The sequence below is a fragment of the Pseudomonas baltica genome (assembly GCF_014235765.1).
Taxonomy (GTDB): domain Bacteria; phylum Pseudomonadota; class Gammaproteobacteria; order Pseudomonadales; family Pseudomonadaceae; genus Aquipseudomonas; species Aquipseudomonas baltica.
Genome location: NZ_JACMYH010000001.1, coordinates 1,808,610 through 1,834,213 on the forward strand (window position 1 = coordinate 1,808,610; position 25,604 = coordinate 1,834,213).

The window sequence follows — 25,604 nt, forward strand, 5'->3', positions numbered from 1 at the left end:
AAATGTTTACTTGGCCTCGGTGGATGCTTATTATCACGACACTGTTTCCACTGACACTTGCATTACCGAGGTATGACCATGTCCCTGATCAACGAATATCGCGCAACCGAAGAGGCTATCAAAGAGCTTCAGGCACGCTTGAAGAACCTGTCCGAAGACGACAAATTGCAAACCGAACTGGAATTCGAAGGCAAACTGCGCACCCTGATGGGCGAATACCAGAAATCACTGCGTGACATCATTGCCCTGCTGGATCCAGAAGCCAAGTTGAACAAGGCACCGCGCCCTGCCACAGGCAAAGTTACCGGCACCAAGCGCGCGCGCAAGGTCAAACAATACAAGAACCCGCACAACGGTGAAGTCATCGAGACCAAGGGTGGCAACCACAAGACCCTGAAAGAATGGAAAGCCAAATGGGGTGGTGACGTGGTCGAGAGCTGGGCCAGTTTCCTCGGCTGATCGCTACATCGTTTGGATTGCAGTCTGTAGATCACAGCCTGTAGATAAAAAAACGCCAGTCCTGTGACTGGCGTTTTTTATGGCCGCGACTTCAATTCAAGTCGGCTGTAGGCCCAGGCGCGCCGCCAGTGCCTGCGCGTAGGTCTGCCAGTGATTCAGCACCTGGGTCTGCGCCGGATCGGCCTTGACCATGCAGTCGACCAGCGCGGCATTGAAACCTTGCAAAGTATTGGGCGCGCCCAATAGTGGATCACTCAGGCGCTGTTGGCAGAATTGCAACCAACGCTGTGTTTCAAGAGGATTCAGGGTATGCGGAAAGTTGCGCGCCCTGTAGCGGAACAACAATTCAGGCAGGCGTTCGTCATCGAATACCCACTGAGCTGTCGCTAACTGTTCTGGATCCAATGTGCGAATCCGTTCGCACAATAACCGGTCGCGGTCACCGATGAACCCGTCATACAACTGTTGTTCCGGATCGACACTCTCGGAAAACGCCTGCGCTTGATACAACGGTGACAATTTGTAATGCCATTGCGGTTGGGCATCGCACAAACGCATTGCCCGAGCTTGATAAAGCGGCTTGTCCAGATTCAGGCGTTGCCAATCTTCGTCGCGCAGTACGCCAAGCGGGGCTATTACCGGGCAGCGATTGATGTGCAGAAGTTTCAAAGGCAATGGCGCCTCGCCCTCCGCGAGGTCCTCGCGGCGTTTGTACAGACGTTCTTGCAATACCTCGATACTTTGCTCGATCAACGGCTGCGGATCATGAGCCAGGTCGTAGACAATCAAGGCATTGCGATTCTTTGGATGCCAAGCCAATGGCAACACCACTGCGGCATAGCGTCGCGCTGCGCCGAATTGCCCGGAAACATGTACCAGCGGCTGCAACAGCTGGATGTTTTCCTGCACCCGTTGTTTGCCACGCAATTGGAACAGCCAATCGTATAGCCGAGGCTGGCACTGGCGAATCAAGCGCGCCAGCGCAATGGTCGCACGCACATCGGACAATGCATCGTGCGCCTGACCATGGTCGATGCCGTTGGCGGCCGTGAGCAACTCCAGGCGCATGCTCGCCCGTCCGTCTACCTGCGGCCAGTGGATGCCCTCGGGGCGCAGCGCATAGGCAGCGCGGACCACGTCGATCAAATCCCAACGGCTGTTGCCACCTTGCCACTCGCGCCCGTAAGGGTCGAAGAAGTTGCGATAGAGGCTGTAGCGGGTCATTTCATCGTCGAAGCGCAAGGTGTTGTAGCCGGCCCCGCAGGTACCGGGCATCGCCAGCTGGGCGTGGACCCGGGTCATGAAGTCGGCCTCGCTCAGGCCGCGATCGGCCAGGCGCTGCGGAGTGATGCCGGTGATCATGCAGGCTGCCGGATGCGGCAGAATATCGTCGCTGGGCTGGCAGTACAGGTTGACCGGCGCGGCGATCTCGTTGAGGTCTGCATCGGTGCGGATGCCGGCGACCTGCAAGGGCCGATCGCAGCGCGGATTGATACCGGTGGTTTCGTAGTCGTACCAGAAAATGCTGGAAGTCACTGAGGTGTCCTGTGCGCAGTTGCGCGACAGTGTAGAGCCCTGCCCCGCATGAGGCCACGGTTGTCGGGCGGCCTCAGCCCCGGCGCCGAAACACCGCCACGCTGAGGCGATCCATCCAGCCGAAAATGCGTTGCTGAACCCGCCCCCAGAACGGCCGACGGCGCCAATCGGCCAGGCTGACTTCATGGCTGGCGGCGAAGTCGGTGATGAAGCTGCGCTGCACCGCCTCGGTCAGGCTGGGGTCCAGCGCTTCGAGGTTGGCTTCCAGATTGAAGCGCAGGTTCCAATGATCGAAGTTGCACGAACCGACACTGACCCAGTCGTCGATCAAGACCATTTTCAAGTGCAGGAAACAGGGTTGGTATTCATAGATCTTGACCCCGGCCTTGAGCAACTTCGGGTAATAGTTATGGCCGGCATAGCGTACCGATGGGTGGTCGGTGCGCGGACCGGTGAGCAACAGCCTGACGTCGATGCCGCGGCTGGCGGCGCGACGCAGCGAGCGGCGGACCTTCCAGGTCGGCAGAAAATAAGGTGTCGCCAGCCAGATGCGGCGCTGTCCGCTGTTCAGTGCGCGCACCAGTGACTGCAGAATGTCGCGATGTTGCCGGGCATCGGCGTAGGCGACCCGACCCAGCCCCTGGCCGCCGTCGGGCATGGGCGGTACGCGCGCCAGGCCGAAATGGGTAGGCGGACGCCAGGCGGTGCGCCGCAGGTTGGCGCGCCATTGGCGGTCGAACAGCATCTGCCAGTCAGCGACCAAGGTGCCGGTCATGGCCACCATCACCTCATGCCATTCGCTGACACTTTCATTTGGCTGCCAGAACTCGTCGGTGACACCAGTGCCGCCGACCATCGCCCATTGCTGGTCCACCAGCAACAGTTTGCGATGGTCGCGGTAGAGGTTGCGCACGCCCCGGCGCCAACTGATCGGGTTGTAGAAACGCAGCTCCACCCCGACGTCGGTCAACTGCGCGCGCAGTTCTGCGGTGAAGGCCAGCGAGCCGTAGTGGTCGAACAGGCAGCGTACATGCACGCCCCGTGCGGCCGCCGCGTGCAGTGCCTGGACCACGGCCTGGGCACAGGCGCCGGCCTCCACCAGGTACAGTTCCAGATCGATCGCGTGCTCGGCCTGGCCGATGCGCTCGAGCATGCGCGGGAAGAACTGCGCCCCGTCGATCAGCAACTCGAATTCGCTGCTCTCGCGCCACGGAAACACCGGCCCGCCCATGTCAGCGCCCCTGCATGACAGATAGGGTCGCTTGCAAGCCGTTCGATTCACGCATGGGCAGTCCTGTAACCAGGTGGATGGAGACATCGGTGGCGGGTGCAGGCAGACCAGGTTCGGGCCGGTTCATCCGTCGCTCCCGGGAATCAAGCGGCAGCCTTGCCGTGGCCCAACCCAGGCCGCCGTATTGCTGCGCCCCAGGCCGCTGGCCAGAACCCGCCGCTGGCCAGCGTCCTCACTCAGGCTGCTGAGCGGCAGATACTGCTTGATGTAGCTCTGACAGTAGTCGGCACTGTTTTGCAGCACATAGCGGCAAGAACAGTATTCCTTCGCTGAAAAGGCGCTGAGAATGTCGGGAAAGGCCAGCAACTGCGTGCGTTCGTGCCACAGCCAAGTGGCCGCCGCCAGCGACAGCAGCAGGCCGAGCGCCGCCCAGGCGCGCTTGCCAGTGCTCATTGGCCACCCGGTGCGGCGAAGGCGGCCACGATCCGCTGCAACAGCGCATCGTGGCTGAAGCTGCCATCGCGGTCGTCGGCATAGCGCACCACCACCAGGCGTTGCTCGGGCAGCACGTACAGCGCCTGTCCCCAATGCCCCAGTGCCGCCATGGTGCTGCGCGGAGCATGCGGCCAGGCCATATTGCTGTTGAGCCACCAGTGCGCGCCTGCTGCGGGCTCTCCCGCAACGTGCTCACTCGGGGCGAACGGTGTGCGGTTGAAGGCCACCCACGCCTGCGGCAGCAATTGCCGGCCACGCCATTGACCATCGCGCTGCATCAGCAGGCCCACCCGGGCCAGATCGCGCGCGGTCAGGTAGGCATAGGACGAGGCGACGAATGTGCCGCTGGCATCGGTTTCCCACACCGCCTGGTCGATACCCAGAGGCGTGAACAACGCCTGCCAGGGATAGTCCGGGTACTCGTGCAGGCCGACCATGTTGCGCAGCGCAGCGGCGAGCAGATTGCTGTCGCCACTGGAGTAGCGGAAATGTTCGCCGGGCGGGTAGGCACGCCGGTGGCTCGCGGCATAGCTGGCCATGTCGTGATGACCACGGGTGTAGAGCATCGCCACCACCGAGGAATTGAGCGGCGCATATTCGTAGTCTTCCTGCCAGTCCAGCCCCGACGCCCAGTGAAACAGGTCCTGCACGCGTATATCGCGGTGCTGGGCAAGGGGCTGGAAATAGTCGGCGGCGGCATCCTGCAGGGCAAAACGCCCTTCGCCATAGGCCACGCCCATTACCGTGGCCAGCAGGCTCTTGCTGATCGACCAGGTGGCATGCACCCGGTCGGCAGCACCGGGGCCGGCGTAGCGCTCGTAGACGATCTCGCCGTCGCGGACCACCAGCAGCGCATCGGTGCGCACGCCTTCGCGCACGGCGTCATCGCGGGCGACGAACGCGTATTGCTCCAGGGCGGCAATGGCCGGCGACGCCGGTGCCGGTGCCTGGCTCCATCGCTCGGATGGCCAATTCTGCGCACACACCGGTAACGCGCACAGCAGAGAGATCGACAGGATAAGCAGACGCGGCATGCGGGGAAGGCTCGTGATCGAGGTTGGAGCGAGTGTGCAGTGCGGGTATGACAGCCGTTCGCTGCAAGAGTTGTGTGGCGTATGGCAGTCGAGGGCTGTCACGCAAGCATCACCAAAGCTTCATGGTGATGACACCGGGTCTTCCTAGGCTGGCCATGCCTAGCAAAATCGACCTGCCGCACTCACCGGCCGGCTTTTGGAGACTTGCAATGACTCAGATCGCACGCTCTGGCGACACCCGTACCGAACGCCGTCTGCACGCCGAACGACTTGTCGGCCCGCAAGCTCTGCACGAGGCCCAGGCCCTGCGCTTCGCCGTGTTCAGCACCGAGCTCAACGCCAAACTCAAGAGCGCCGAGCAGGGTCTGGATATCGACGACTACGATGCCCATTGCCAGCACATCGGGGTGCGCGACCTGGCCACCGGGCGACTGGTAGCGACCACACGCCTGCTCGACCACCGCGCTGCCGACCGGCTGGGGCGCTTCTACAGCGAAGAAGAATTCAGCCTGCACGGCCTGCGCCACCTGCAAGGCTCGATCCTGGAAATCGGTCGCACCTGCGTGGCCCCCGCCTACCGCAACGGCGGCACCATCGCGGTGCTCTGGGGCGAGCTGGCGGAGGTGCTGAACGAGGGTGGCTATGATTACCTGATGGGCTGCGCCAGCATCCCGATGCAGGATGGCGGCATCCAGGCCCAGGCGATCATGCAGCGTCTGCGCGAGCGCTACCTGTGCACCGAGCACTTGCGCGCCGAGCCGAAGATGCCCCTGCCCAGCCTGGACATTCCAGGCAACGTCATTGCCGAACTGCCGCCGCTGCTCAAGGCCTACATGCGCCTGGGCGCGAAGATCTGTGGCGAGCCATGCTGGGACCCGGATTTCCAGGTTGCCGACGTGTTCATCCTGCTCAAGCGCGACGATCTCTGCCCGCGCTACGCTCGCCACTTCAAGGCGGCCGTGTGATGCCGCGCTGGCGCGTGTACGCGCGCATCCTGCGCCTGCTCTGGGTGATTGGCCTGGGCCTGGCGCTGGCCGCGATGTTCAGCCTGCTGGAACGCCTGCGCCTGCCCGACTGCATGGGCCGTCGGCAGCGCTGGTCGCGCTGGTTCATGGTGCGCCTGAGCAACGCGCTGCCGTTCGAGGTGACCGTGCAGGGCGAGTTGCCGCACACGCCCATGCTGTGGGTCGGCAACCATGTCTCCTGGACGGACATTCCCCTGCTCGGCATGCTGGCGCCGCTTTCGTTCCTGTCCAAGGCCGAAGTGCGTACCTGGCCGGTGGCCGGCTGGCTGGCGCTCAAGGCCGGCACGTTGTTCATTCGTCGCGGCGCGGGCGACAGCCAGTTGATCCGGCGGCAGATGACCCAGCACTTGCGCAACGATCTGGATCTGATGATCTTCCCCGAGGGCACCACCACCGATGGTCACAGCCTGCGTACGTTCCATGGGCGGCTGATGTCCAGCGCCATAGACGCCGGCGTGCCGGTGCAGCCGATCGCGATCCGCTATCAGCGTGACGGCGAGCTGGATCCGATCGTGCCGTTTGTGGGCGATGATGATCTGCTGTCGCACTTGCTGCGCATCTTTGCTCAGCCCCGCGGGCAGGTGTTGATCCAGGTGCTGACACCGATCGCCAGCCTGGGCAAGGAACGCGCGGCGCTGGCCTATGAGGCTCAGGAGGCAGTGCGCTTCGCGTTGTTCGGGGAGGTTGAAGAGGTGCGGCAGGCGGCGTGAGTCAGATGTACCCAGCTGCCTCATTCGCGGGCAGAGGGCTCGCCGCCCGCGAATACGTCAGTACAGTCACCGCCTCTCCCGCGCGAACCCCTGCACCACCGGATAGAACGCGCGGAAATCTTCGGTCAGTGGCGCGTACAGGGCTCGCACTTCCTCGAACCCCCTAGCCAGCCCTTCAGGCTTGGACAACCGCCGTGAGATCCCCTGCAGCACCCGCTCGATGATCTGGAAATCCCGGTACGACCCCAACCAATCCTCGGCGATCATGTGCGGCGCCATGGCCGCCAGCCGCCCCGGCAGCTCGGCTTCGGCTGCCAGCACCCGATAGACATGGTCGGTGAACGCCGTCAGCGGCTGCCGGGAATAGTCCGCCCAGTGCAGCGCCAGGCAATGATCGAAAAACACATCGACGATGATCCCGGCATAGCGGCGCCGTTCGGCCGGGAAGCGGCCGATGGCGCGCAGCACCAGCGGGTGACTGTCGGTGAATGCATCGATCTGCCGATGCAGGCGAATGCCGGCCTCCATGGGCGCGCTGAAGCGCCCTGCCAGCGGGCCTTTGACGAAATCGCCATAGAGGCTGCCGAGCAGTTGCTCAGGTGCAGGACCGCCGAGATGAAGGTGTGCCAGGTAGTTCATACCGCGCAGCTTAGCACCATTGCGACTGTATCGTTATAACCCGATATAGCCGAATGACCCGTCGTTAGCACACATTCATATTTGTATATCGCGAAATACAGATATATATTTCGCCTCGTCCCGATATAAGCCGAGTACGTCATGTCCCTCGATCTCGACGAAATAATAAAAGCCCTCTCCCACCCCGTGCGCAGGGAAATCCTGGCGTGGCTCAAGGATCCCCAGGGGCAGTTTCCCGATCAGCACCACAGCACCGAAAACGGTGTATGTGCCGGGCAGATCGACCAACGCTGCGGCCTCTCGCAGTCAACCGTCTCGGCGCATCTGGCCACCCTGCAACGGGCAGGCCTGATCAGCAGCAAGAAGGTTGGCCAGTGGCACTTCTTCAAACGCAACGAGGACGTCATCCAGGCGTTTCTCGCGCAAATGAGCGCACAGCTCTGACAAGGATTTTTTCATGCCTTTATCCCTGCTGATCCTGGCGCTGAGCTCCTTCGCCATCGGCACCACCGAGTTCGTCATCATGGGCCTGCTGCCCGATGTGGCGGGCGACCTCGGCGTCAGCATTCCCAGCGCCGGCTGGCTGGTCACCGGCTACGCCTTGGGCGTGGCCATCGGCGCGCCGTTCATGGCCCTGGCCACCGCGCGCCTGCCGCGAAAAGCGGCGCTGGTGGTGCTGATGGGCATCTTCATCGTCGGCAACCTGCTCTGCGCCATCGCCAGCGACTACAACGTGCTGATGTTCGCTCGGGTGGTCACCGCGCTGTCCCACGGTGCCTTTTTCGGCATCGGCTCGGTGGTGGCTGCAGGGCTGGTGGCACCCAACAAGCGTGCCTCGGCGGTGGCCTTGATGTTCACCGGCCTGACCCTGGCCAACGTGCTGGGCGTGCCATTGGGTACTGCGCTGGGCCAGGCGGCGGGCTGGCGCTCGACGTTCTGGGTGGTCACCCTGATCGGCGTGATCGCGCTGATCGGTCTGCTGCGCTTTCTGCCAGGCAATCGCGAAGAAGCCAAGCTGGACATGGTCGCCGAACTGTCGGCCCTCAAGGGCGCCGGCATCTGGCTGTCGCTGAGCATGACAGCGCTGTTCGCCGCGTCCATGTTCACCTTGTTCACCTACATCGCGCCGCTGCTGGGTGATGTCACCGGCATATCACCGCGCGGGGTCACCTACACGCTGCTGCTGATCGGCCTGGGCCTGACCGTGGGCAACATCATCGGCGGCAAGCTGGCCGATCGACGCCTGGGTGCCACCCTGATCGGGGTCTTCGCGGCCATGGCCGTGGTGTCCACCGCGCTGAGCTGGACCGCAGTGGCCGTCATCCCGACCGAAATCACGTTATTCCTCTGGGCCGCCGCGGCATTCGCCGCCGTGCCTGCGCTGCAGATCAACGTGGTGACCTTCGGCAAGTCGGCGCCCAACCTGGTGTCGACCCTGAACATCAGTGCCTTCAACGTCGGTAACGCCCTGGGCGCCTGGATCGGCGGCGCCGTCATCGCCGGTGGCCTCGGCCTGACCAGCGTGCCGCTGGCCGCCGCCGCACTGGCCGTGCTTGCCCTGATCGTCACCCTGATCACTTTTCGCCAGACCCGGACGCCGGACCTGGCACCCGCCACTCACTGATAGAGGCTGTTCTTCATGACTACACTTTTCGACCCGATCAAGCTCGGCGCACTGGAACTGCCGAACCGCATCATCATGGCACCGCTGACCCGTTGCCGCGCCGACGAGGGCCGCGTGCCCAACCAGATGATGGCCGACTACTACGTACAGCGCGCCAGCGCCGGGCTGATCCTCAGCGAAGCGACCTCGGTGACGCCCATGGGCGTCGGCTACCCGGACACCCCTGGCATCTGGTCCAACGACCAGGTTCGCGGCTGGGCCAACGTCACCCAGGCCGTGCACGCCGCCGGTGGCCGGATCATGCTGCAGCTGTGGCACGTGGGCCGGATCTCGCATTCGCAATACCTGAACGGCGAGCTGCCGGTGGCCCCCAGCGCAATCGCCGCCGACGGCCACGTCAGCCTGGTGCGTCCGATCACCGGTTTCGAAACCCCACGGGCGCTGGAAACCGCTGAAATCGCCGACATCGTCGAGGCCTATCGAGTGGGCGCAGAAAACGCCAAGGCTGCGGGCTTCGATGGCGTGGAAATCCACGGCGCCAACGGTTACCTGCTCGACCAGTTCCTGCAGAGCAGCACCAACCAGCGCACCGACGCCTATGGCGGCTCCCTGGAAAACCGTGCACGGCTGCTGCTGGAAGTGACCGATGCGGCCATCGACGTCTGGGGCGCCGACCGTGTCGGCATGCACCTTTCGCCACGTGCCGACCTGCACGACATGGGCGACGGCAACCGTGCCGAAACCTTCACCTATGTTGCCCGCGAACTGGGCAAGCGCGGCATCGCGTTCATCTGTGCCCGCGAGAAGGAAGGCGAGGACAGCCTGGCCGCGCAACTGCGTGATGCGTTTGGCGGTCCGTACATCGTCAACGAGCGGTTCGACAAGGCGTCGGCCAACGCCGCCCTGGCCAATGGCATTGCCGACGCCGTGGCCTTCGGCGTGCCGTACATCGCCAACCCCGACCTGCCGGAGCGCCTGCAGGCCGACGCGCCATTGAACGAGCCACACCCCGAAACGTTCTACGCCAAGGGCGCTGCGGGCTACCTGGACTACCCGCGCATGTAAGCGGCAGGCCGGGCCGCCGCCAGGCGTGCCCGGCCGTTCAGCGTCGCAGCTGGCTGATCTGCTGCTGCAGGTTCTGCACCTGACTCTGCAGCGTGTTCAAGCTGCGCGTGGCCTGTCCGCGGAACGCATCGAACTCGCTGATGCTGGGGCCACTGGTGGCCGCCGGTCGATTGTCCTGCTCGCTCTTGAGCACGATGAGATCCTGCTCCAGGCGTTCGAGCTGCGCGCCCGGATTGCTCTTCTTCAACGCGGCTAGCTCGCCGTCCACGCTGTCCAGACGTGCCTGCAACTTGCCGGTGTCCGGCTGTGCCTGCTTCAACGTCGCAAGCTCGGTCGCCAGCGCCTTCAACTGCGTCTGCAATTGCTCGTTGAGCGTCTGCTGCGCAGCCACCTGAGACGCGGCCTGTTCCAGACGGGTCTGCAAGGTGCTCTGCTGGCCGGCCACGCCACTCTGTTGCTGAGTCTGTTGCGCCAGCTGGTCCTGCAACTGCTTGATTTCGGCCCGCAGCGCTTCGCTACCCGATACGGCAGTGGACTGGGTGTTGGCTACTTTGCCGCTGATGTCCTGCAGGCGCCCCGCCGCTTCTTCGCTGATGCGCGCAAAACTCTCCTGAGTCGCTACCAGTTGCTGCTCCATCAGGTTGATCTGCTGGAAACTCCACCAGCCCAGGCCGCCCAGGGCGATGAACAACGCGCCGATCAGCGCCCACAGCGCACCCGTGCTGGGCGCCTTGACGCGCACCACCGGCGTGTTGCGCGAGTACAACGCGTCGCGATCGCGCCCGCCGCCCACTGGGGCAAACTCGTGGTCGTCGCGGGTATCACCACGCAAACTGGGCAGGTTGTCGTCGAAGTCGTCGGGAGCATCTTTGCGCATGTAAGAAACCTTTGTGTCACGGGGTAATGGCCAGGACCGCGAGTATACCCTTGCAACGGCGGGCACTGGCCGACCACCCGGGCGATTGGCTCAACCGCCGGGCGTGCCCTGGGCACGCCACCAGCCACAGAATTCATCCAGCGATGCCCACACGGACGTGCGTGGCTCGTAGCCCAGGTAATGCCGGGCGCGATTGATATCCAGGGTGAAATGCTCGTGCAAGGCCTGGACTTCAAAACGCGACAAGCGCGGTCGGGGTTGGCCGGGCCAGAGCAGGCACGCCGACTCGCACACCGCAGCACTGACGTGGGCCAGGCCGAAGTCGCGGTAGCGACGTACCTGGGGCAACTCCAGCTGACGCATCACGTAGTTGATCACGTCCCACAGCGGAATCGGCGCGCCATTGCTGATGTTGTAGACCTGGTTGAGCGCGGTATCGCCCGCCGTCAGAGCGCCCAGCAGTGCCTGGTTGAGGTTCTGCACGCTGGTGAAGTCGACCTTGTTCAAGCCGTCGCCGATGATCCGCAGGCGATTCTTGCGCTGCATCTCGATCAACCGCGCGAACTGCTGCCCGTCGCCGGCGCCGGTCACCCTGTGCGCTCGCAGCACGATGGTTTCCAGGCCGAACTCGGCAGCGCCGAGCACCTTGCGCTCGGCCAGCCATTTGCTGCGCGCGGCATGCCCGCGCAGACGTCCCGGTACCTGCTCTTCCTTGACTGCCAGGTGGCTGCGACCGTCGAAACAGACCGCTGCCGAAGACAGGTACAGCAGCCGCTGCACGTGCTCCTTGAGACAGGCCTCGACGACGTTCTCGGTAACCTCGACATTGGCCTGCTGGAACAGCTGAGCGCGGCCCCAGGTACCTGCGGCACCGGCGCAATGGACCACGGCGTCGACGCCGATGCACAGGCGCTTGGCCAGGTCGGGGTCGAGCAGGTCGCCCTGCATGAACTGTGCGCCGCGTCGTACCAGATGCTCCACCCCTTCGGCCCGGCGACCGTTGATGCGCACTTCAAGCCCCTGCTCCAACGCCAGGCGCGTGAAGCGCCCGCCGATAAAGCCGCTTGCGCCGGTAACCAGAATCTTCATGAATTGCTCCGCTGTGCATCGTTCAATGTGTTGCCGCAGCACGACCTCGGGAAGGTCCTGCAGCGTTCTTCGAGGTCACTCGCTGCCCGGCACCCTGGCTGTGGACGACCGGGCTGCTAGCGGTAGACGCACGCAGGGCTCACAGCGGCACCAACCAGCTTGCGGCGCCCTCGTGCAGATGCCGGGTGAGGCGCTCGAGCAATTGCCCGCCGTTGCGCCAGTGGTGCCAGAACAACGGCACGTCCACAGGATGCCCGGCAACGATCTCGATCAGGCTGCCGTCAGCCAGTGCATCCTCGACCTGCAGCTCGGGGACCATGCCCCAGCCCATCCCGGCCTTGGCCAACCGGTTGAACCCTTCCGACGACGGGCACAGGTGATGGAGAAAACCTTCCGCCAGCCCCAGCGACGCCAGAAAACGATGTTGCAGATAATCGTCGGGGCCGAACACCAGCGCAGGCGTGCGGGGCAGATGGGCCGGGTCGAAGCCTGCGGGAAAATGCCGAGCCATGAACTCAGGGCTGGCCAGCGCGCGATAGCGCATGGCCCCCAGCAACAGACTGCGCGCCCCGGCCAGGGGCCGCTCGCTGGCACACAGGCAGGCGGCCACTTCACCGGCGCGCATGCGCTTGAGCCCGACGTCCTGATCCTCCACCACGTGGTCCAGCAGCAATTGCTCGCGAATGCAGAAATCCGCGACCGCGCCGGCCCACCAAGTGCCCAGGCTGTCCGCGTTCAAGGCAATCCGCAGGCGCTCGGGCATGCCCTGCTCATCCAGCGCCGGCACCTGCCCCTGCAGGTCACGCTCGAGCAAGCGTACCTGCTGCACATGGTTGAGCAGGCGGCGGCCGATATCGGTGGGTGCCGGCGGCGTGACACGAATCAGCACGGGCTGGCCCACCCGCGCCTCGAGCAGCTTGATCCGCTGCGACACGGCCGACTGCGACAGGCCCAGCACCTGCGCGGCGCGCTCGAAGCCCGTTTGCTCCACTACAGCGGCCAGCGCGGCGAGCAGCTTGTAATCGAACATCAGATTTCCTAATGAGTGATCAGCACTATTGCTTTTTCTTATACCGCGCCGCCCCTCACAATGGCTAGCATCAAATGGGAGATACAGCGATGTGGCAGAGTTACTTGAACGGTTTGCTGGTCGCGTTCGGCCTGATCATGGCGATCGGCACGCAGAACGCTTTCGTTCTGGCGCAGAGCCTGCGCCGTGAGCATCACCTGCCCGTGGCGCTGCTATGCGTGGTATGCGATGCGCTGCTGGTGGCTGCGGGTGTGTTCGGCCTGGCCACGGTACTGGCGCACAATCCGACCTTGCTGGCGGTGGCACGCTGGGGCGGTGCGTTGTTTCTGCTCTGGTACGGCGTCAAGGCCCTGCGCCGTGCCTGCTCGCGGCAAAGCCTGGAACAGGCCGGCACCGCCGGGTTGCGCTCGCGCAGGGCGGTGCTGCTCAGCGCGCTGGCGGTGACCCTGCTCAACCCCCACGTGTATCTGGACACGGTCCTGCTGATCGGCTCGCTCGGCGCCCAGCAAAGCGTGCCTGCCGCCTATGTCGCCGGCGCCACCAGCGCATCGCTGCTGTGGTTCTTCGGCCTGGCCCTGGCTGCGGCCTGGCTGGCGCCCTGGCTGGCGCGGCCCAACACCTGGCGCCTGCTCGATCTGATGGTGGCGGTGATGATGTTCGCCGTAGCCGCGCAACTGGTATTCGCCTGAAACCGTCAGTCTGGCCACGCAAAGGCTCTGGAACCTCTATTCCACACAGTTGTTGCGTGGTTAAGCCACTATGCCGATGCTATGATCCGGCACTGCGTCGCAAAGAGTAAAAACTCGCCGACGTTTTCCAGGCCGCCCGTGATCGGCCTTGCGCAAACCGCAACAGACCTGATTAGGAGAATCACCATGGCTTTCGAATTGCCGCCGCTGCCCTACGCCCACGATGCCCTGCAGCCGCACATCTCCAAGGAAACCCTGGAGTATCACCACGACAAGCACCACAACACCTATGTCGTGAACCTGAACAACCTGGTGCCTGGCACCGAGTTCGAAGGCAAGACCCTCGAAGAGATCGTCAAGTCGTCTTCCGGTGGCATCTTCAACAACGCCGCCCAGGTCTGGAACCACACCTTCTACTGGAACTGCCTGGCGCCAAACGCCGGCGGCCAGCCTATCGGTGCCCTGGCCGAAGCCATCAACACCGCGTTCGGCTCGTTCGACACCTTCAAGGAAGAATTCACCAAGACGTCGGTCGGCACCTTCGGTTCCGGCTGGGGCTGGCTGGTGAAGAAAGCCGACGGTTCCCTGGCCCTGGCCAGCACCATTGGCGCCGGCAACCCGCTGACCAACGGCGATACCCCGCTGCTGACCTGCGACGTCTGGGAACACGCCTATTACATCGACTACCGCAACGTCCGTCCCAAGTACGTCGAGGCGTTCTGGAACCTGGTGAACTGGGACTTCGTTGCCCAGCAGTACGAAGGCCAGGCGTTCACCGCCTGACCTGCTGCACTGTTGAAAAGCCCGGCCTTCGTGCCGGGCTTTTTTGTGCCTGCCTGCATACGCCGAAGGCACGCTTCGTTTACCTTGTTGCTACATGGCCGCTCAAGAATACGTCCGGGTCGGCCGACACACTGGCGCGTCCTCCGGTATTCAAGACCATCGGTACGGCTCGCGCACATTTGTGGCTTTACGGCTTACGGTAAGTTGCCAATACTCATGGCATCTTGATGCCAAGCGTTCGAAACAAGGAATTGCCATTGAAGCTGGAAGTCAGGAACAGCTTGTCCGTCAAGTTGCTTCGCGTGGTACTGATGTCGGCACTGGTCGTGGGCATGGTGCTCAGTTGTGCGCAAATCGTCTTCGATGGCTACAAGACCCGCCAGGCCATCTCCGCCGATGCCGAGCGGATCCTCGCCATGTTCCGCGATCCGTCGACCCAGGCGGTCTATAGCCTGGACCGGGAAATGGGCATGCAGGTCATCGAAGGGTTGTTCCAGGACGATGCCGTGCGCCAGGCTTCCATCGGCCATCCCGACGAACCCATGCTTGCCGAACGTTCGCGTCCGCTGCAGAGCCTGACCAGCCGCTGGCTGACCGATCGCATCCTCGGCCAGGAGCGCAGCTTCAGTACACGCCTGATCGGCCGCGGGCCCTACAGCGAATACTACGGCGACCTGCACATCACCCTGGACACCGCCACCTATGGCGAGGACTTCATCGTCAGCTCGGTGATCATCTTCATCTCCGGCACCTTGCGCGCGCTCGCCCTGGGCCTGTTGCTGTACCTGATCTATCACTGGCTGCTGACCAAGCCGTTGTCGCGGATCATCAAACACCTGCTGCAGATCAACCCCGACCGCCCCGGCGAGTACCAATTGCCGTTGCCGCGCGGCCATGAACACAACGAGCTGGGCCTGTGGGTGAACACCGCCAATCAACTCCTGGCCTCCATCGAGCGCAACACCCAACTGCGCCACGAAGCCGAAGACAGCATGCTGCACATGGCCCAGCATGACTTCCTGACCGGCCTGGCCAATCGCGTGCAATTGCAGCAGCAACTGGACAAGGTCCTGCTCGACGCCCATCGCCTGCAGCGGCGGGTGGCGGTGCTGTGCGTCGGCCTCGACGACTTCAAGGGCATCAACGAACAGTTTGGCTACCAGACCGGTGACCAGTTGCTGCGCGCGCTGGCCGATCGCCTGCGGGCCCACAGTGGCAGGTTCGGCACCCTGGCCCGGCTGGGCGGCGATCAGTTCGCACTGGTCCAGGCCGACATCGAACAACCTTACGAAGCGGCGGAATTGGCCCAGCGCATCCTCGACGACCTCGACGCGGCCTTCCCGCTCGACCCGCACTCCATCCGCCTGCGCGCCACCATCGGCATCACCTTGTTTCCCGAAGACGGCGACAGCACCGAAAACCTGCTGCAGAAAGCCGAGCAGACCATGACCCTGGCCAAGGTCCGCTCGCGCAACCGCTACCAGTTCTACATTGCCAGCGTCGACACCGAGATGCGCCGGCGCCGCGAGCTGGAAAAAGACCTGCGCGAGGCACTGGCACGCAATCAACTGCATCTGGTGTACCAGCCACAGATCAGCTACCGCGACCACCGGATCGTCGGCGTCGAGGCACTGCTGAGGTGGCAGCATCCCGAGCACGGCCTGGTGCCACCCGATCAGTTCATTCCGCTGGCCGAGCAGAACCGCAGCATCATTGCCATCGGCGAGTGGGTGCTGAACGAGGCCTGCAGCCAACTGCGCGAGTGGCACGACCAGGGTTTCAGCGGCTTGCGCATGGCGGTCAATCTGTCGACCGTGCAGCTGCATCACAACGAACTGCCGCGGGTGGTCAGCAACATCCTGCAAATGTACCGCCTGCCGCCGCGCAGCCTCGAACTGGAAGTCACCGAAACCGGCCTGATGGAAGACATCAGCACCGCAGCGCAGCACCTGCTGAGTCTGCGACGCTCGGGTGCGCTGATCGCCATCGACGACTTCGGCACGGGCTATTCTTCACTCAGCTACCTGAAGTCACTGCCACTGGACAAGATCAAGATCGACAAGAGTTTCGTCCAGGACGTGCTCAACGACGAGGACGACGCGACCATCGTCCGGGCGATCATCCAACTGGGCAAGAGCCTGAACATGCAGGTGATCGCCGAAGGCGTGGAAACGCTGGAGCAGGAAGCGTACATCGTCGCCCAGGGCTGTCACGAAGGTCAGGGCTACCTCTACAGCAAACCCCTGGCCGCTCGCGAACTGACCGCCCTGCTCAAGCAATCCGAGCGCAGCCGTACCAGCCTGGCGCGGACTCCGTCGCAAACCTAGCGGCAGACATGCCAGCCTGAAGGTTTTTTCACATTAACCCTTTACAGAAAATGCAAATCTTTCGCATTATGGCGCAGTTTTGCGCGCCACAGGCGCGCCCGCTCGCCACTCTTGACGCAGGATTTCGCCATGATTCGTACGCCCCTGGCCACCGCCAGTCTGCTGGCCATCGCCATCGCTCTTGCCGGCTGCGACAGCAAGGACAAGCAAACCACCACCGCTGCCCAGGCCCCAGCCCCGGCTGCATCCGCCCCGGCGGCCCCGGCTGCGGTGCCCACGGCCTCCGGGACTCTGGACGAGGCGGCCGCCAAGGCCGTGGTTGCCCATTACGCCGACATCGTGCACGCCACCTTCGAAGACGCGCTGAGCACTGCCCAGACGCTGCAGAAAGCCGTGGACGCCTTCCTGGCCGCACCCAGCGACGCCACCCTGAAGGCCGCACGCGACGCCTGGGTAGCCTCGCGCCCTGCCTACCTGCAGACCGAAACCTTTCGCTTCGGCAACACCCTGATCGACGATTGGGAAGGCCAGGTCAATGCCTGGCCGCTGGACGAAGGCCTGATCGACTACACCGACAAGAGCTACGAACACGCCCTGGGCAACCCGGGCGCGACTGCCAACATCATCGCCAACAAGGAAATCCAGGTCGGTGAAGACAAGGTCGACGTCAGCGAAATCACTACCGAGAAGCTTGCCAGCCTGAACGAGCTGGGCGGTTCGGAGGCCAACGTCGCCACCGGCTACCACGCCATCGAGTTCCTGCTCTGGGGCCAGGACCTCAACGGTACCGGCCCTGGCGCCGGCAACCGCCCTGCCTCCGACTACCTGGACGGCGCGGGCGCCACCGGCGGCCACAACGATCGCCGTCGCGCCTACCTCAAGGCCGTCACCGATCTGCTGGTCAGCGACCTCGAAGAGATGCTCGCCAACTGGAAGCCCAACGTGGCCGACAACTACCGCGCCACGCTGGTCGGCGAACCGGTCGACAGTGGCCTGCGCAAAATGCTTTTCGGCATGGGCAGCCTGTCGCTCGGCGAACTGGCCGGCGAACGCATGAAGGTCGCGCTCGAAGCCAACTCGCCGGAAGACGAGCACGACTGCTTCAGCGACAACACGCACAATTCCGCCTTCTACAATGCCAAGGGCATCCGTAACGTGTACCTGGGCGAGTACACCCGTACCGACGGCACCAAGCTGACCGGCGCCAGCCTGTCCTCACTGGTGGCCAAGGCCGACCCGGCTGCCGATACCGCGCTCAAGGCCGATCTGGCCGACACCGAAGCGAAGATGCAGGCCATCGTCGACCGCGCCAACAAGGGCGAGCACTTCGACCAGTTGATCAGCGCCGACAACGCCGCCGGCCAGCAGGTGGTACGCGATGCAATCGCCGCCCTGGTCAAGCAGACCGGCGCAATCGAACAGGCCGCCGGCAAACTGGGCATCACCGATCTGAACCCGGACACCGCCGATCACGAGTTCTGATTCAACCGGGGGCTGCACTGGAGAAGGCTACGCCGACGCCAGTTGCAGCCCCCATGCGTCGGCCGAACATCCGCTTCCTTCACCACAGCTTTCCACCCATGCGCCCATCCCTGCCCCGTGTCGTCTTCCTGCTCCTGGCCTGCGGCCTGGTCGGGTGTGACGACGCCCCGCGTTTCACCCAGGCAGAGCCGGGCGAAGCACAGAGCGCGGGGCAGGCCACCGTGCGCAAATTCGATGTCAACGCCTACTCCATGCCCTCGGCCAATCTTTCGCCGGTCCGACGCCTGGATTTCAGCGTGGGCAACAGCTTCTTCCGCAGCCCCTGGGTCATCGCGCCGTCTACCACCACCGCGCGTGACGGCCTGGGGCCGCTGTTCAATACCAATGCCTGCCAGAACTGCCACATCAAGGATGGCCGCGGCCATCCGCCCGAAGACAACGCGCTCAGCGCCGTCTCCATGCTGGTCCGCTTGTCGCTGCCCGACAGCCCGCATTACCTGCGCGAGATCGAACGCCTGGGCGTGGTGCCCGAGCCGGTCTACGGCACACAGCTGCAGGACATGGCCATCCCTGGCCATGTGCCCGAAGGCAAGGTGAGGGTCACCTATCAAAGCGTGCCGGTGCGCTTCAAGGACGGCACTCTGGTCGAGCTGCGCCAGCCGCAGTTGCAGATCAGCCAATTGGGCTACGGCGCACTGCATCCCGACACACGCTTCTCTGCGCGGGTCGCACCACCGATGATCGGCCTGGGCCTGCTCGAAGCGATCAGCGAAGCGGATATCCTGGCCAATGCCCGCAACCAGGCCGATAGCGCCGGGCCGATCAAGGGTCGGCCCAATCAGGTATGGGACGACAGCCAAGGCCGCAGCGTGCCTGGCCGCTTCGGCTGGAAAGCCGGACAGCCCAATCTGAACCAGCAGAATGTCCATGCCTTTTCCGGCGACATGGGGCTGACCACCACGCTGCGACCCTTCGATGACTGTACGGCGGCGCAAACCGATTGTCGCCAGGCGGTCAACGGCAATGGCCCGGGCGGGGAACCCGAAGTCAGTGATAACATTCTGCGCCTGGTGCTGTTCTACACCCGCAACCTGGGTGTGCCTGCGCGCCGCGACGTCGACTCGCCGCAGGTCCTGGCCGGCAAGAATCTGTTCTATCAGGCCGGCTGCCAGGGTTGCCACGTGGCGCAATACACCACGGCCAGCGACGCGGCGGAGCCCGAGCTGCGCAGCCAGACGATTCGCCCCTACACCGACCTGCTGCTGCACGACATGGGCCCCGGCCTGGCCGACGGGCGCAGCGAGTTCAAGGCCGGCGCACAGGACTGGCGCACGCCGCCGCTGTGGGGCATCGGCCTGAGCGAAACGGTCAGCGGGCATAGCCAGTTTCTCCACGACGGTCGCGCGCGCAACCTGCTCGAAGCCGTGCTGTGGCACGGCGGCGAAGCCGAAGCGGCCAGGCAACAGGTATTGCAATTCGACGCCCAGCAGCGCGCTGCGCTGCTGGCGTTCTTGAACTCTCTCTAGATGAACACACGTTTCAGGAGCCTACATGTTCCGTCCCAAGCTGCTCTTCACCGGCCTCGCCGCCCTGGCACTGGGTGCCTGCTCGCCGCAAGATCGGCAAGCCGTTACCAGTGCGGCCATCGCCAAGCAGGTCATCCTGCCGACCTATAGCCGCTGGGTGGAGGCCGATCGGCAACTGGCTGCCAGCGCCCTGGCGTTCTGCCAGGGTGCGCAGCCACTGGATGCCGCGCGTGCCGATTTCCTCAAGGCGCAAAGAGCCTGGGCCGAGCTGCAACCGTTGCTGATCGGGCCGCTGGCCGAGGGCAACAAAGCCTGGTCGGTGCAGTTCTGGCCGGACAAGAAGAACCTCGTCGGCCGTCAGGTCGAGCAACTGGCCAACGCCGAGCAACCCATCGACGCACAGGGTTTGGCCAAGGCCAGCGTGGTCGTGCAGGGGCTGTCGGCCTATGAGTACATCCTGTTCGACAGCAAGCCGGAAATTGCCGATGCCGCGCAGAAAGCACGCTACTGTCCACTGCTCAGCGCCATTGGCGAGAGGCAGAAAGCGCTGGCCGAAGAAATCCTCGCCAGTTGGAACAGTGCCGACGGCATGCTCGCGCAGATGACCAAGTTTCCCAACCAGCGCTACGCCGACTCCCACGAAGCCATCGCCGATGTGCTGCGTGCGCAGGTCACCGCACTCGACACCCTGAAGAAAAAGCTCGGCGCGCCCATGGGCCGCCTCAGCAAGGGTATTGCCCAGCCCTACCAGGCCGAGGCCTGGCGCAGCGCGCAGTCGATGCACAGCGTGCGGGCGAGCCTGGCGGCCGCCCAGACCGTCTGGGTCGGTGTCGACGGCAAGGGCCTGCGCGGCCTGTTGCCCGCCGAGCAGAAACCCCTGGCCGACAAGATCGACGCCGCCTACGCCGCGTCCATGAAGCTGCTCGACGGCAATACCCGCAACCTCGGTGAACTGCTCGGCGACGATGCCGGCAAACAGTTCCTCAACACCCTCTACGACAGCCTCAACGTGGTCCACCGTCTGCACGAAGGCGAACTGGCCCGCGCCCTGAACATCCAGCTGGGCTTCAATGCCAACGACGGTGACTGACGATGATTGTACGCTCGGCGCAGAAGCTGACCCACGTACTGCTCAAGGCACTGACCCTGGGCAACTGGACGCTGGCCCGGCATCCGCAGCGCGAACCGCTGCTGTTGTCTGCGCGCGACGATGCCGATGGCGGGCACTACGCCGTGGGTTATCGGCTGGACGGCCGCGAGGTGTTCGCCACGCAGGTAGGCCAACGCTGCCATGACATCGTCACGCACCCGACGCTGCCCGTGGCGCTGTTCGTGGCTCGCCGTCCCGGCACCGAAAGCTACTTGATCGATCTGCACGACGGCGTGTTGCTGCAGACCCTGGCATCCCAGGCAGATCGGCACTTCTATGGCCACGCAGTAGTGCACAAGGATGGCGAGTGGCTGTACGCCACCGAGAACGACACCACCGATCCAGGCCGTGGCGTTCTGGGGGTCTACCGCTTCGTCGACGGACGCCTGGTGCACAGTGGCGAACTGTCCACCCATGGCATCGGCCCTCATCAGGTATCGTGGATGCCGGACGGCGAAACCCTGGTGGTGGCCAATGGCGGTATTCGGACCGAGGCCGAAAGCCGGATCGAGATGAATCTGGATGCCATGCAGCCGAGCCTGGTGATGATGCAGCGCGATGGCACCCTGCTGAGCAAGGAGTGCCTGGAACAGCCGATGAACAGCGTGCGGCACCTGGCAATCGGCAGCGACGCTACCGTCTTCGCCTGCCAGCAATTCATGGGGCCTGCCCATGAAAGCGCGCCGCTGTTGGCGGTCAAGCGTCCCGGCCAGCCCTTCGAAGCCTTTCCCGTTTCGCTGACGCAATTGCAATCCATGGGGCACTACACCGCCAGCGTTGCGGTGCACAGCGAGTTGCGCCTTGTGGCGCTGACGGCGCCGAGGGCCAACCGCTTCTTCATCTGGGACATGGACAGTGGTGCGGTCAGGCATGACGGCACCTTGCCCGATTGCGCAGGCGTGGGGGCTGTGGAAGACGGTTTCGTGGTGACTTCGGGGCAAGGCCGCTGCCGCCATTATGACTGCCGAGCAGCGCAGCTAGTGGGCATGCCGCTGCAATTGCCATCGGGGCTTTGGGACAACCACCTGTACCTGGCTTGAGCCAGTGCAACGTGAGCCAGCGAACTGGCTCGGGAATTCAACCCTGGGTGCGCACGCCTTGGCTCAGGCCCAGCATGAACAGGATGAAATCCTTGTCCGGGGTCACTGCGATGTGCGCCTTCTGCGACCGGGGCAATGGGCAATTGCCCTCACCGTGGGCCGCACTGACAATGGCCGAGCGGGGTTGTTCCCACGCCGCTGCCGCCGCAGTGGCCACCCCCAGGGCTGCCACCAGAAACAAACCTCGTGCCATTTCTAGTTTCATCACGCTAAACCTTTGATGGAGCTGCCGAATGCCGCTTCATAAAGGTAGATCAACTTCTGCCAGTCGGGTGCACTGAACGACGAATGGCGACGCAGCTGCTTCATGTCGTGGGAGGCAGCTTGCTGCGCGGTCATGCGCTGACGGCACTTCTCCAGGTCCAGCAGCGCTACCTCACCGCGTGCATTGCTGCCCTCGCCTGTCACGCGCACGAACACATGCTTGATATAGATGCAGCTGTGCTGCCAGCGGCCGCGGTGCATGCGCGCCAGATTGGTCGCCAGGCTCTGCAGAATCTGCTCGTGGACCGCTTCGCCGTGGCGTTCGCGGCCCCCGCCCTGCAGCCAGTGCTCATACTCCTCGAAACCGTCCAGGGAACGCGTCACCAGCAGTGCGCGCCACTGATTGTTCTCGTCGCGCTGCGTACCGCAGAAGATCATCTTCGGTACATTGACGTCGAGCTGGTAGAGCGCGGTCAACGCATCGCGTTCGCGCAGCACCGTTGGGCGACCGAACGGGTGCAGCCAGCTGCGGTAGATATGCCCGACCTGGCGCTTGACGTAGATCATCTGCCCGTCGGCAGCGAACAGGCGTTGCACGCCGCTTTCACCGCCGCGCCTGACATTGGGCTCTTCCACCCAGGCACCCTGCTGCCGCCAATAGTGATCGAAGTCGGCATCTCCGCTCGCCGTGCCTGCCGTCATGCCTTCAACCGCCATCCTGCTTACCCCTTACGTAGAACGTATACTCGCCACATGGCGTACATCGGTAAAAAGTCCAGGCGTTCCTGGATACGGAAGCCGGCCTGGATGAACTCCGCTTCAACGGTTGCCGCCGGCAACACGAAGCGGTTCTGATACCCATCCTGCTCGTTGTGCAGGCGTCGACGCTGCTCGGCCCGCTCACGCTTCCAGGCCTTGAAGTTGCCATCGACCCACAACGACAAGACCACACTGTCACGCGTCACTCGATGAAACTGCTTGAGAATCGTCATGCGGTGCTCGGCCTCGCCGATGTGGTGCAGCAACCTCATGCAGAAAATGCTGTCCACCGAATTGTCCGGCAGGGCCACATCGAATGCCGAGGTCTGCAGCGGCTGCACCCGGCCAACAATGTGCGCCGGCTGTGAAGCGCAGGCGGTTTCCACCATGGCCGCAGAGTTGTCCGCACCAATGATCACCCGGTTCTGCTTCTCCGCCAGCAGCGGCCAGAAACGACCGGCACCGCACGGCAGGTCCAGCACCAATCCAGGCTCGCCGACCAGGGCCAGGGCTTTGCGGGCCAGCTGTTCGTCACGTCGGTGCGACATGCGTCGAGCAAAACTGTTGCGGTGTTTGTCGAAATACTTCTGCGCGTGAGCGCGATCGTACTTATCGGAAAATTCCAGCTTCACGGGATCGGACATGGGCACGCCTCCAGGACAGTGGCGCACACCTTATTCATCCAACCGTCATGGCTAGGTCATGTCATTGTGAAAAATTTGTCAGAAGTTTCCGAGCTGATACAGGATATTTCCTACAATAATTGCACCTGGGGTGCGAAGCAAGCATCACCCCAGGGCTTGCTTGCCAAGGCCCAGCTCCACACTGAAGCGACAGCCATGAGGCTCGACGGCCTCCAGACGGACTTGCCAGCCCTGGTCCTCGCAGATCCGCTGGACCAACGACAGACCCAGGCCTAGCCCTTCTCCACGCTTCTCCGGGCCGCGCACAAACGGTTGGAACATGGCCTCGCGCTGAGCCTCGGGAATCCCTACACCGCTGTCTTCCACATGGAAGCCGCTCGCCCCCAGCGTCAGACGAATGAAACCCTGATCGGTGTAGTGCAGGGCATTGCGCAGCAGGTTGCCCATCACGGCGTGAAGAAAAGCACCGTTGTAGGTCTGCGCCAAGGGCGCGCCAGCGACGAACTCAAGGGCCAGGCCTTTCTTTTCGATGGCTGGTCGCCATTGGGTCAGCAGCGCTTCGGCTACCTGACCCAGAGTGGCCGGCGTGGCTCTGCCGCTGTCGTCGCGCTGGGCCCGCGCCAGCATCAGGAAGGTCTGCACCAGGTCACGCATGTCTTCGCAGGCTCGGGCAATGCGCAGCACCTGCGCACGGGAACGCTCCGGCAGCGCCGGATTCTCCAGCAGCAGCTCGCAGGAGCTGGCGAGCACCATCAACGGCGTGCGCAGTTCATGGCTCACGTCGCTGGTAAACAGCCGTTCGCGGGTCAAGGCATCGCGCAGGCGGCCAAGGGTGGCATCGAAGGCCACGGCCAGCTCGCCGACTTCGTCGGCCGTATAGTCCGGTGCCAATGGCGGTGCCAGGCCAAGAATCTGATCACGATGGCGCACCTGGCGGGCCAGGCGCACCACGGGCGCCATGACCTTGCGTGCCAAGACCCAGCCAAGAAAGATCGCCAGGGCCAGACTGAGCACGAAGCCCACCAGCACCACGGCGAACAGCACTCTTTCGCGCTCTTCGAAATCGCTCTGATCCTGCAGCAAGGCGTAACGACGACCGTCGACTACCTCGATCATCGCGTGGTAGGAAAGGTCGCCGCGAAACACTTCGTGGAAGCCGCGTGGCAGATGCCTCACATCGGCAGTGAGCGCGAAGTCGCCCGGACCGTTATCGTAGTAGAACAACTGATCGGGTTCGGGGCGATGGCTCCAGTCGGCCGCGTTGTCCATCAGCAGCAGGCGCTGCAGGTCGCCGCCCAGGCCTGCGGATATCAACCGCTCCTCCACCAGGTGCACGGTAGCCACGATACCGATCGCGAACGCCCCTGCGACCAGCGCACTCATCAAGGCAAACGCGATGATGATGCGTTGCGCGAGGCTCTGCTTAAACTCCATCGCGGCCTTCGGCAAGACGGTAACCGACACCGTGCACGGTGTGCAGCAAGGGCTTCTCGAACGGCTTGTCGATCACCTGGCGCAGCTGATGGACGTGGCTGCGCAGGCTGTCGCTGTCGGGGCAGTCATCGCCCCACAGAGCTTCCTCGAGCACTTCGCGGCGCAGCACATGGGGGCTCTTCTGCATCAGCACGGCGAGCAGCTTGAGGCCAACCGGGTTGAGCTTGAGCAGGCGGCCCTCGCGGGTGACCTCGAGGGTGTCGAGGTCGTAGATGAGATCGCCCACCTGCAGCGAGCGACGACCGCCGCCCTGGGCCCGGCGCAGGACCGCTTCGATGCGTGCTGCCAGCTCCGACAGGGCAAACGGCTTGAGCAGGTAGTCGTCGGCGCCGGAACGAAAACCCTGCAGGCGATCGTCCAGCTGGTCGCGCGCGGTGAGCATGATCACCGGCGTATCGCGCCGGGCATCTTCGCGCAGGCGCTTGCACAGCGTATAGCCATCGATGCCCGGGAGCATGATGTCGAGCACGATGAGGTCGTAGTGCTCGGTCGCCGCCAGGTGCAATCCGGACAGGCCGTCCTGGGCGCAGTCGACGGTGTAGCCTTTCATACCCAGGTAATCGGCCAGGTTGGCCAGGATGTCGCGGTTGTCTTCAACCAGTAGGATTCGCATGGGCAGGTCTCCGAGTGCT

At 63.8% G+C, this 25,604-nt stretch carries 26 protein-coding genes; 13 read left to right on the forward strand and 13 right to left on the reverse strand.

Annotated features, from left to right (window positions below; all coding sequences use genetic code 11):
• Positions 1 to 78 precede the first annotated feature (78 nt).
• Positions 79 to 459, forward strand: coding sequence for a histone-like nucleoid-structuring protein MvaT (gene mvaT, locus H7993_RS08075; protein WP_122479728.1), 381 nt, complete (start codon positions 79 to 81; stop codon positions 457 to 459).
• 96 nt (positions 460 to 555) lie between these two features.
• On the opposite strand, the gene sbcB is transcribed toward mvaT, so the two are convergent.
• The 4 genes from sbcB to H7993_RS08095 all read right to left on the reverse strand — a co-directional run bounded on the left by sbcB (position 556) and on the right by H7993_RS08095 (position 4,755).
• Positions 556 to 1,995, reverse strand: a complete 1,440-nt coding sequence (gene sbcB, locus H7993_RS08080) for an exodeoxyribonuclease I (RefSeq protein WP_342345037.1) — start codon at positions 1,993 to 1,995, stop codon at positions 556 to 558.
• Between the two features lie 73 nt (positions 1,996 to 2,068).
• Positions 2,069 to 3,226, reverse strand: coding sequence for a phospholipase D-like domain-containing protein (locus tag H7993_RS08085; RefSeq protein WP_185794007.1), 1,158 nt, complete (start codon positions 3,224 to 3,226; stop codon positions 2,069 to 2,071).
• A 123-nt stretch (positions 3,227 to 3,349) separates the two neighbouring features.
• Entirely contained in the window at positions 3,350 to 3,679 is a 330-nt protein-coding gene (locus H7993_RS08090; protein ID WP_122479425.1) for an amidase, read from the reverse strand.
• On the reverse strand, positions 3,676 to 4,755 hold the full coding sequence (locus tag H7993_RS08095; protein WP_185794008.1) for a serine hydrolase domain-containing protein: 1,080 nt from the start codon (positions 4,753 to 4,755) through the stop codon (positions 3,676 to 3,678). Before H7993_RS08095 ends, H7993_RS08090 begins: the two co-directional genes overlap by 4 nt.
• Before the next feature lie 209 nt (positions 4,756 to 4,964).
• Between H7993_RS08095 and olsB the strand changes: the two genes are divergently transcribed.
• The gene (olsB, locus tag H7993_RS08100; RefSeq protein WP_185794009.1) at positions 4,965 to 5,720 is read left to right on the forward strand and encodes an L-ornithine N(alpha)-acyltransferase; all 756 of its coding nucleotides are present in this window, start codon (positions 4,965 to 4,967) and stop codon (positions 5,718 to 5,720) included.
• Positions 5,720 to 6,490, forward strand: a complete 771-nt coding sequence (locus tag H7993_RS08105; protein ID WP_185794010.1) for a lysophospholipid acyltransferase family protein — start codon at positions 5,720 to 5,722, stop codon at positions 6,488 to 6,490. The genes olsB and H7993_RS08105 overlap by 1 nt, the downstream gene beginning before the upstream one ends.
• A 66-nt stretch (positions 6,491 to 6,556) precedes the next feature.
• Here the strand turns inward: H7993_RS08105 and H7993_RS08110 are convergent, their stop codons facing one another.
• The gene (locus H7993_RS08110; RefSeq protein WP_185794011.1) at positions 6,557 to 7,129 is read right to left on the reverse strand and encodes an acyl carrier protein phosphodiesterase; all 573 of its coding nucleotides are present in this window, start codon (positions 7,127 to 7,129) and stop codon (positions 6,557 to 6,559) included.
• A 141-nt stretch (positions 7,130 to 7,270) separates the two neighbouring features.
• On the opposite strand from H7993_RS08110, the gene H7993_RS08115 reads away from it, so the two are divergent.
• From H7993_RS08115 to H7993_RS08125, 3 genes are read left to right on the forward strand one after another with little or no spacing between them, the layout of a single operon-like run.
• Positions 7,271 to 7,573 (forward strand): ArsR/SmtB family transcription factor, encoded by a 303-nt coding sequence (locus H7993_RS08115; RefSeq protein WP_043186925.1) that lies wholly within the window; start codon positions 7,271 to 7,273, stop codon positions 7,571 to 7,573.
• 13 nt (positions 7,574 to 7,586) lie between these two features.
• Positions 7,587 to 8,753, forward strand: a complete 1,167-nt coding sequence (locus H7993_RS08120; RefSeq protein WP_185794012.1) for an MFS transporter — start codon at positions 7,587 to 7,589, stop codon at positions 8,751 to 8,753.
• 15 nt (positions 8,754 to 8,768) lie between these two features.
• Complete coding sequence (locus H7993_RS08125) at positions 8,769 to 9,818, forward strand: alkene reductase (RefSeq protein WP_122479431.1); 1,050 nt, start codon at positions 8,769 to 8,771, stop codon at positions 9,816 to 9,818.
• A 37-nt stretch (positions 9,819 to 9,855) separates the two neighbouring features.
• Here H7993_RS08125 and H7993_RS08130 read toward each other — a convergent pair whose 3' ends face one another.
• The 3 genes from H7993_RS08130 to H7993_RS08140 form a co-directional block, all read right to left on the reverse strand.
• Complete coding sequence (locus H7993_RS08130; RefSeq protein ID WP_185794013.1) at positions 9,856 to 10,695, reverse strand: ATPase; 840 nt, start codon at positions 10,693 to 10,695, stop codon at positions 9,856 to 9,858.
• Positions 10,696 to 10,785: 90 nt separating this feature from the next.
• On the reverse strand, positions 10,786 to 11,784 hold the full coding sequence (locus tag H7993_RS08135) for an NAD-dependent epimerase/dehydratase family protein (RefSeq protein WP_185794014.1): 999 nt from the start codon (positions 11,782 to 11,784) through the stop codon (positions 10,786 to 10,788).
• 139 nt (positions 11,785 to 11,923) lie between these two features.
• Positions 11,924 to 12,814 carry a LysR family transcriptional regulator ArgP gene (locus tag H7993_RS08140; RefSeq protein ID WP_185794015.1) on the reverse strand — a complete coding sequence of 297 codons (891 nt, stop codon included), beginning with the start codon at positions 12,812 to 12,814 and terminating at the stop codon, positions 11,924 to 11,926.
• A gap of 89 nt (positions 12,815 to 12,903) precedes the next feature.
• On the opposite strand from H7993_RS08140, the gene H7993_RS08145 reads away from it, so the two are divergent.
• The 7 genes from H7993_RS08145 to H7993_RS08175 all read left to right on the forward strand — a co-directional run bounded on the left by H7993_RS08145 (position 12,904) and on the right by H7993_RS08175 (position 21,811).
• Complete coding sequence (locus tag H7993_RS08145) at positions 12,904 to 13,503, forward strand: LysE/ArgO family amino acid transporter (protein WP_122479435.1); 600 nt, start codon at positions 12,904 to 12,906, stop codon at positions 13,501 to 13,503.
• A gap of 186 nt (positions 13,504 to 13,689) precedes the next feature.
• Positions 13,690 to 14,286: a superoxide dismutase gene (locus H7993_RS08150; protein WP_185794016.1), complete on the forward strand. Its 597-nt coding sequence runs from the start codon at positions 13,690 to 13,692 to the stop codon at positions 14,284 to 14,286.
• A gap of 257 nt (positions 14,287 to 14,543) precedes the next feature.
• A complete protein-coding gene (locus H7993_RS08155) occupies positions 14,544 to 16,613 on the forward strand; it encodes a putative bifunctional diguanylate cyclase/phosphodiesterase (protein ID WP_122479437.1) in 2,070 nt (689 codons plus the stop codon).
• A gap of 129 nt (positions 16,614 to 16,742) precedes the next feature.
• Positions 16,743 to 18,095, forward strand: coding sequence for an imelysin family protein (locus H7993_RS08160; protein ID WP_185794017.1), 1,353 nt, complete (start codon positions 16,743 to 16,745; stop codon positions 18,093 to 18,095).
• A gap of 98 nt (positions 18,096 to 18,193) precedes the next feature.
• The gene (locus H7993_RS08165) at positions 18,194 to 19,621 is read left to right on the forward strand and encodes a di-heme oxidoreductase family protein (protein WP_185794018.1); all 1,428 of its coding nucleotides are present in this window, start codon (positions 18,194 to 18,196) and stop codon (positions 19,619 to 19,621) included.
• A gap of 25 nt (positions 19,622 to 19,646) precedes the next feature.
• Positions 19,647 to 20,711: an imelysin family protein gene (locus H7993_RS08170; protein ID WP_185794019.1), complete on the forward strand. Its 1,065-nt coding sequence runs from the start codon at positions 19,647 to 19,649 to the stop codon at positions 20,709 to 20,711.
• 2 nt (positions 20,712 to 20,713) lie between these two features.
• Positions 20,714 to 21,811 (forward strand): DUF1513 domain-containing protein, encoded by a 1,098-nt coding sequence (locus H7993_RS08175; RefSeq protein WP_185794020.1) that lies wholly within the window; start codon positions 20,714 to 20,716, stop codon positions 21,809 to 21,811.
• Between the two features lie 37 nt (positions 21,812 to 21,848).
• On the opposite strand, the gene H7993_RS08180 is transcribed toward H7993_RS08175, so the two are convergent.
• The 5 genes from H7993_RS08180 to colR form a co-directional block, all read right to left on the reverse strand.
• Complete coding sequence (locus tag H7993_RS08180) at positions 21,849 to 22,076, reverse strand: hypothetical protein (protein WP_122479441.1); 228 nt, start codon at positions 22,074 to 22,076, stop codon at positions 21,849 to 21,851.
• Positions 22,076 to 22,792, reverse strand: a complete 717-nt coding sequence (locus H7993_RS08185; RefSeq protein ID WP_185794021.1) for a lipopolysaccharide kinase InaA family protein — start codon at positions 22,790 to 22,792, stop codon at positions 22,076 to 22,078. Before H7993_RS08185 ends, H7993_RS08180 begins: the two co-directional genes overlap by 1 nt.
• A gap of 5 nt (positions 22,793 to 22,797) precedes the next feature.
• On the reverse strand, positions 22,798 to 23,478 hold the full coding sequence (locus tag H7993_RS08190; protein WP_122479443.1) for a class I SAM-dependent methyltransferase: 681 nt from the start codon (positions 23,476 to 23,478) through the stop codon (positions 22,798 to 22,800).
• 144 nt (positions 23,479 to 23,622) lie between these two features.
• Entirely contained in the window at positions 23,623 to 24,912 is a 1,290-nt protein-coding gene (locus tag H7993_RS08195; RefSeq protein ID WP_185794022.1) for a sensor histidine kinase, read from the reverse strand.
• A complete protein-coding gene (colR, locus tag H7993_RS08200) occupies positions 24,902 to 25,585 on the reverse strand; it encodes a two-component system response regulator ColR (protein ID WP_122479445.1) in 684 nt (227 codons plus the stop codon). The genes H7993_RS08195 and colR overlap by 11 nt, the downstream gene beginning before the upstream one ends.
• Between the last annotated feature and the right edge of the window lie 19 nt (positions 25,586 to 25,604).

What these genes read in the sequence shown, in the direction of transcription:
- H7993_RS08160 (WP_185794017.1), top strand. Translation starts at nt 16,743, where the DNA reads ATGATTCGTACGCCCCTGGCCACCGCCAGTCTGCTGGCCATCGCCATC.
- H7993_RS08170 (WP_185794019.1), top strand. Translation starts at nt 19,647, where the DNA reads ATGTTCCGTCCCAAGCTGCTCTTCACCGGCCTCGCCGCCCTGGCACTG.
- colR (WP_122479445.1), bottom strand. Translation starts at nt 25,585, where the DNA reads ATGCGAATCCTACTGGTTGAAGACAACCGCGACATCCTGGCCAACCTG.
- H7993_RS08115 (WP_043186925.1), top strand. Translation starts at nt 7,271, where the DNA reads ATGTCCCTCGATCTCGACGAAATAATAAAAGCCCTCTCCCACCCCGTG.
- H7993_RS08120 (WP_185794012.1), top strand. Translation starts at nt 7,587, where the DNA reads ATGCCTTTATCCCTGCTGATCCTGGCGCTGAGCTCCTTCGCCATCGGC.
- mvaT (WP_122479728.1), top strand. Translation starts at nt 79, where the DNA reads ATGTCCCTGATCAACGAATATCGCGCAACCGAAGAGGCTATCAAAGAG.
- H7993_RS08140 (WP_185794015.1), bottom strand. Translation starts at nt 12,814, where the DNA reads ATGTTCGATTACAAGCTGCTCGCCGCGCTGGCCGCTGTAGTGGAGCAA.
- H7993_RS08185 (WP_185794021.1), bottom strand. Translation starts at nt 22,792, where the DNA reads ATGGCGGTTGAAGGCATGACGGCAGGCACGGCGAGCGGAGATGCCGAC.
- H7993_RS08180 (WP_122479441.1), bottom strand. Translation starts at nt 22,076, where the DNA reads ATGAAACTAGAAATGGCACGAGGTTTGTTTCTGGTGGCAGCCCTGGGG.
- H7993_RS08110 (WP_185794011.1), bottom strand. Translation starts at nt 7,129, where the DNA reads ATGAACTACCTGGCACACCTTCATCTCGGCGGTCCTGCACCTGAGCAA.
- H7993_RS08135 (WP_185794014.1), bottom strand. Translation starts at nt 11,784, where the DNA reads ATGAAGATTCTGGTTACCGGCGCAAGCGGCTTTATCGGCGGGCGCTTC.
- H7993_RS08150 (WP_185794016.1), top strand. Translation starts at nt 13,690, where the DNA reads ATGGCTTTCGAATTGCCGCCGCTGCCCTACGCCCACGATGCCCTGCAG.
- H7993_RS08190 (WP_122479443.1), bottom strand. Translation starts at nt 23,478, where the DNA reads ATGTCCGATCCCGTGAAGCTGGAATTTTCCGATAAGTACGATCGCGCT.
- H7993_RS08090 (WP_122479425.1), bottom strand. Translation starts at nt 3,679, where the DNA reads ATGAGCACTGGCAAGCGCGCCTGGGCGGCGCTCGGCCTGCTGCTGTCG.
- H7993_RS08165 (WP_185794018.1), top strand. Translation starts at nt 18,194, where the DNA reads ATGCGCCCATCCCTGCCCCGTGTCGTCTTCCTGCTCCTGGCCTGCGGC.
- H7993_RS08195 (WP_185794022.1), bottom strand. Translation starts at nt 24,912, where the DNA reads ATGGAGTTTAAGCAGAGCCTCGCGCAACGCATCATCATCGCGTTTGCC.
- H7993_RS08085 (WP_185794007.1), bottom strand. Translation starts at nt 3,226, where the DNA reads ATGGGCGGGCCGGTGTTTCCGTGGCGCGAGAGCAGCGAATTCGAGTTG.
- H7993_RS08105 (WP_185794010.1), top strand. Translation starts at nt 5,720, where the DNA reads ATGCCGCGCTGGCGCGTGTACGCGCGCATCCTGCGCCTGCTCTGGGTG.
- H7993_RS08175 (WP_185794020.1), top strand. Translation starts at nt 20,714, where the DNA reads ATGATTGTACGCTCGGCGCAGAAGCTGACCCACGTACTGCTCAAGGCA.
- H7993_RS08125 (WP_122479431.1), top strand. Translation starts at nt 8,769, where the DNA reads ATGACTACACTTTTCGACCCGATCAAGCTCGGCGCACTGGAACTGCCG.
- H7993_RS08095 (WP_185794008.1), bottom strand. Translation starts at nt 4,755, where the DNA reads ATGCCGCGTCTGCTTATCCTGTCGATCTCTCTGCTGTGCGCGTTACCG.
- H7993_RS08130 (WP_185794013.1), bottom strand. Translation starts at nt 10,695, where the DNA reads ATGCGCAAAGATGCTCCCGACGACTTCGACGACAACCTGCCCAGTTTG.
- H7993_RS08145 (WP_122479435.1), top strand. Translation starts at nt 12,904, where the DNA reads ATGTGGCAGAGTTACTTGAACGGTTTGCTGGTCGCGTTCGGCCTGATC.
- olsB (WP_185794009.1), top strand. Translation starts at nt 4,965, where the DNA reads ATGACTCAGATCGCACGCTCTGGCGACACCCGTACCGAACGCCGTCTG.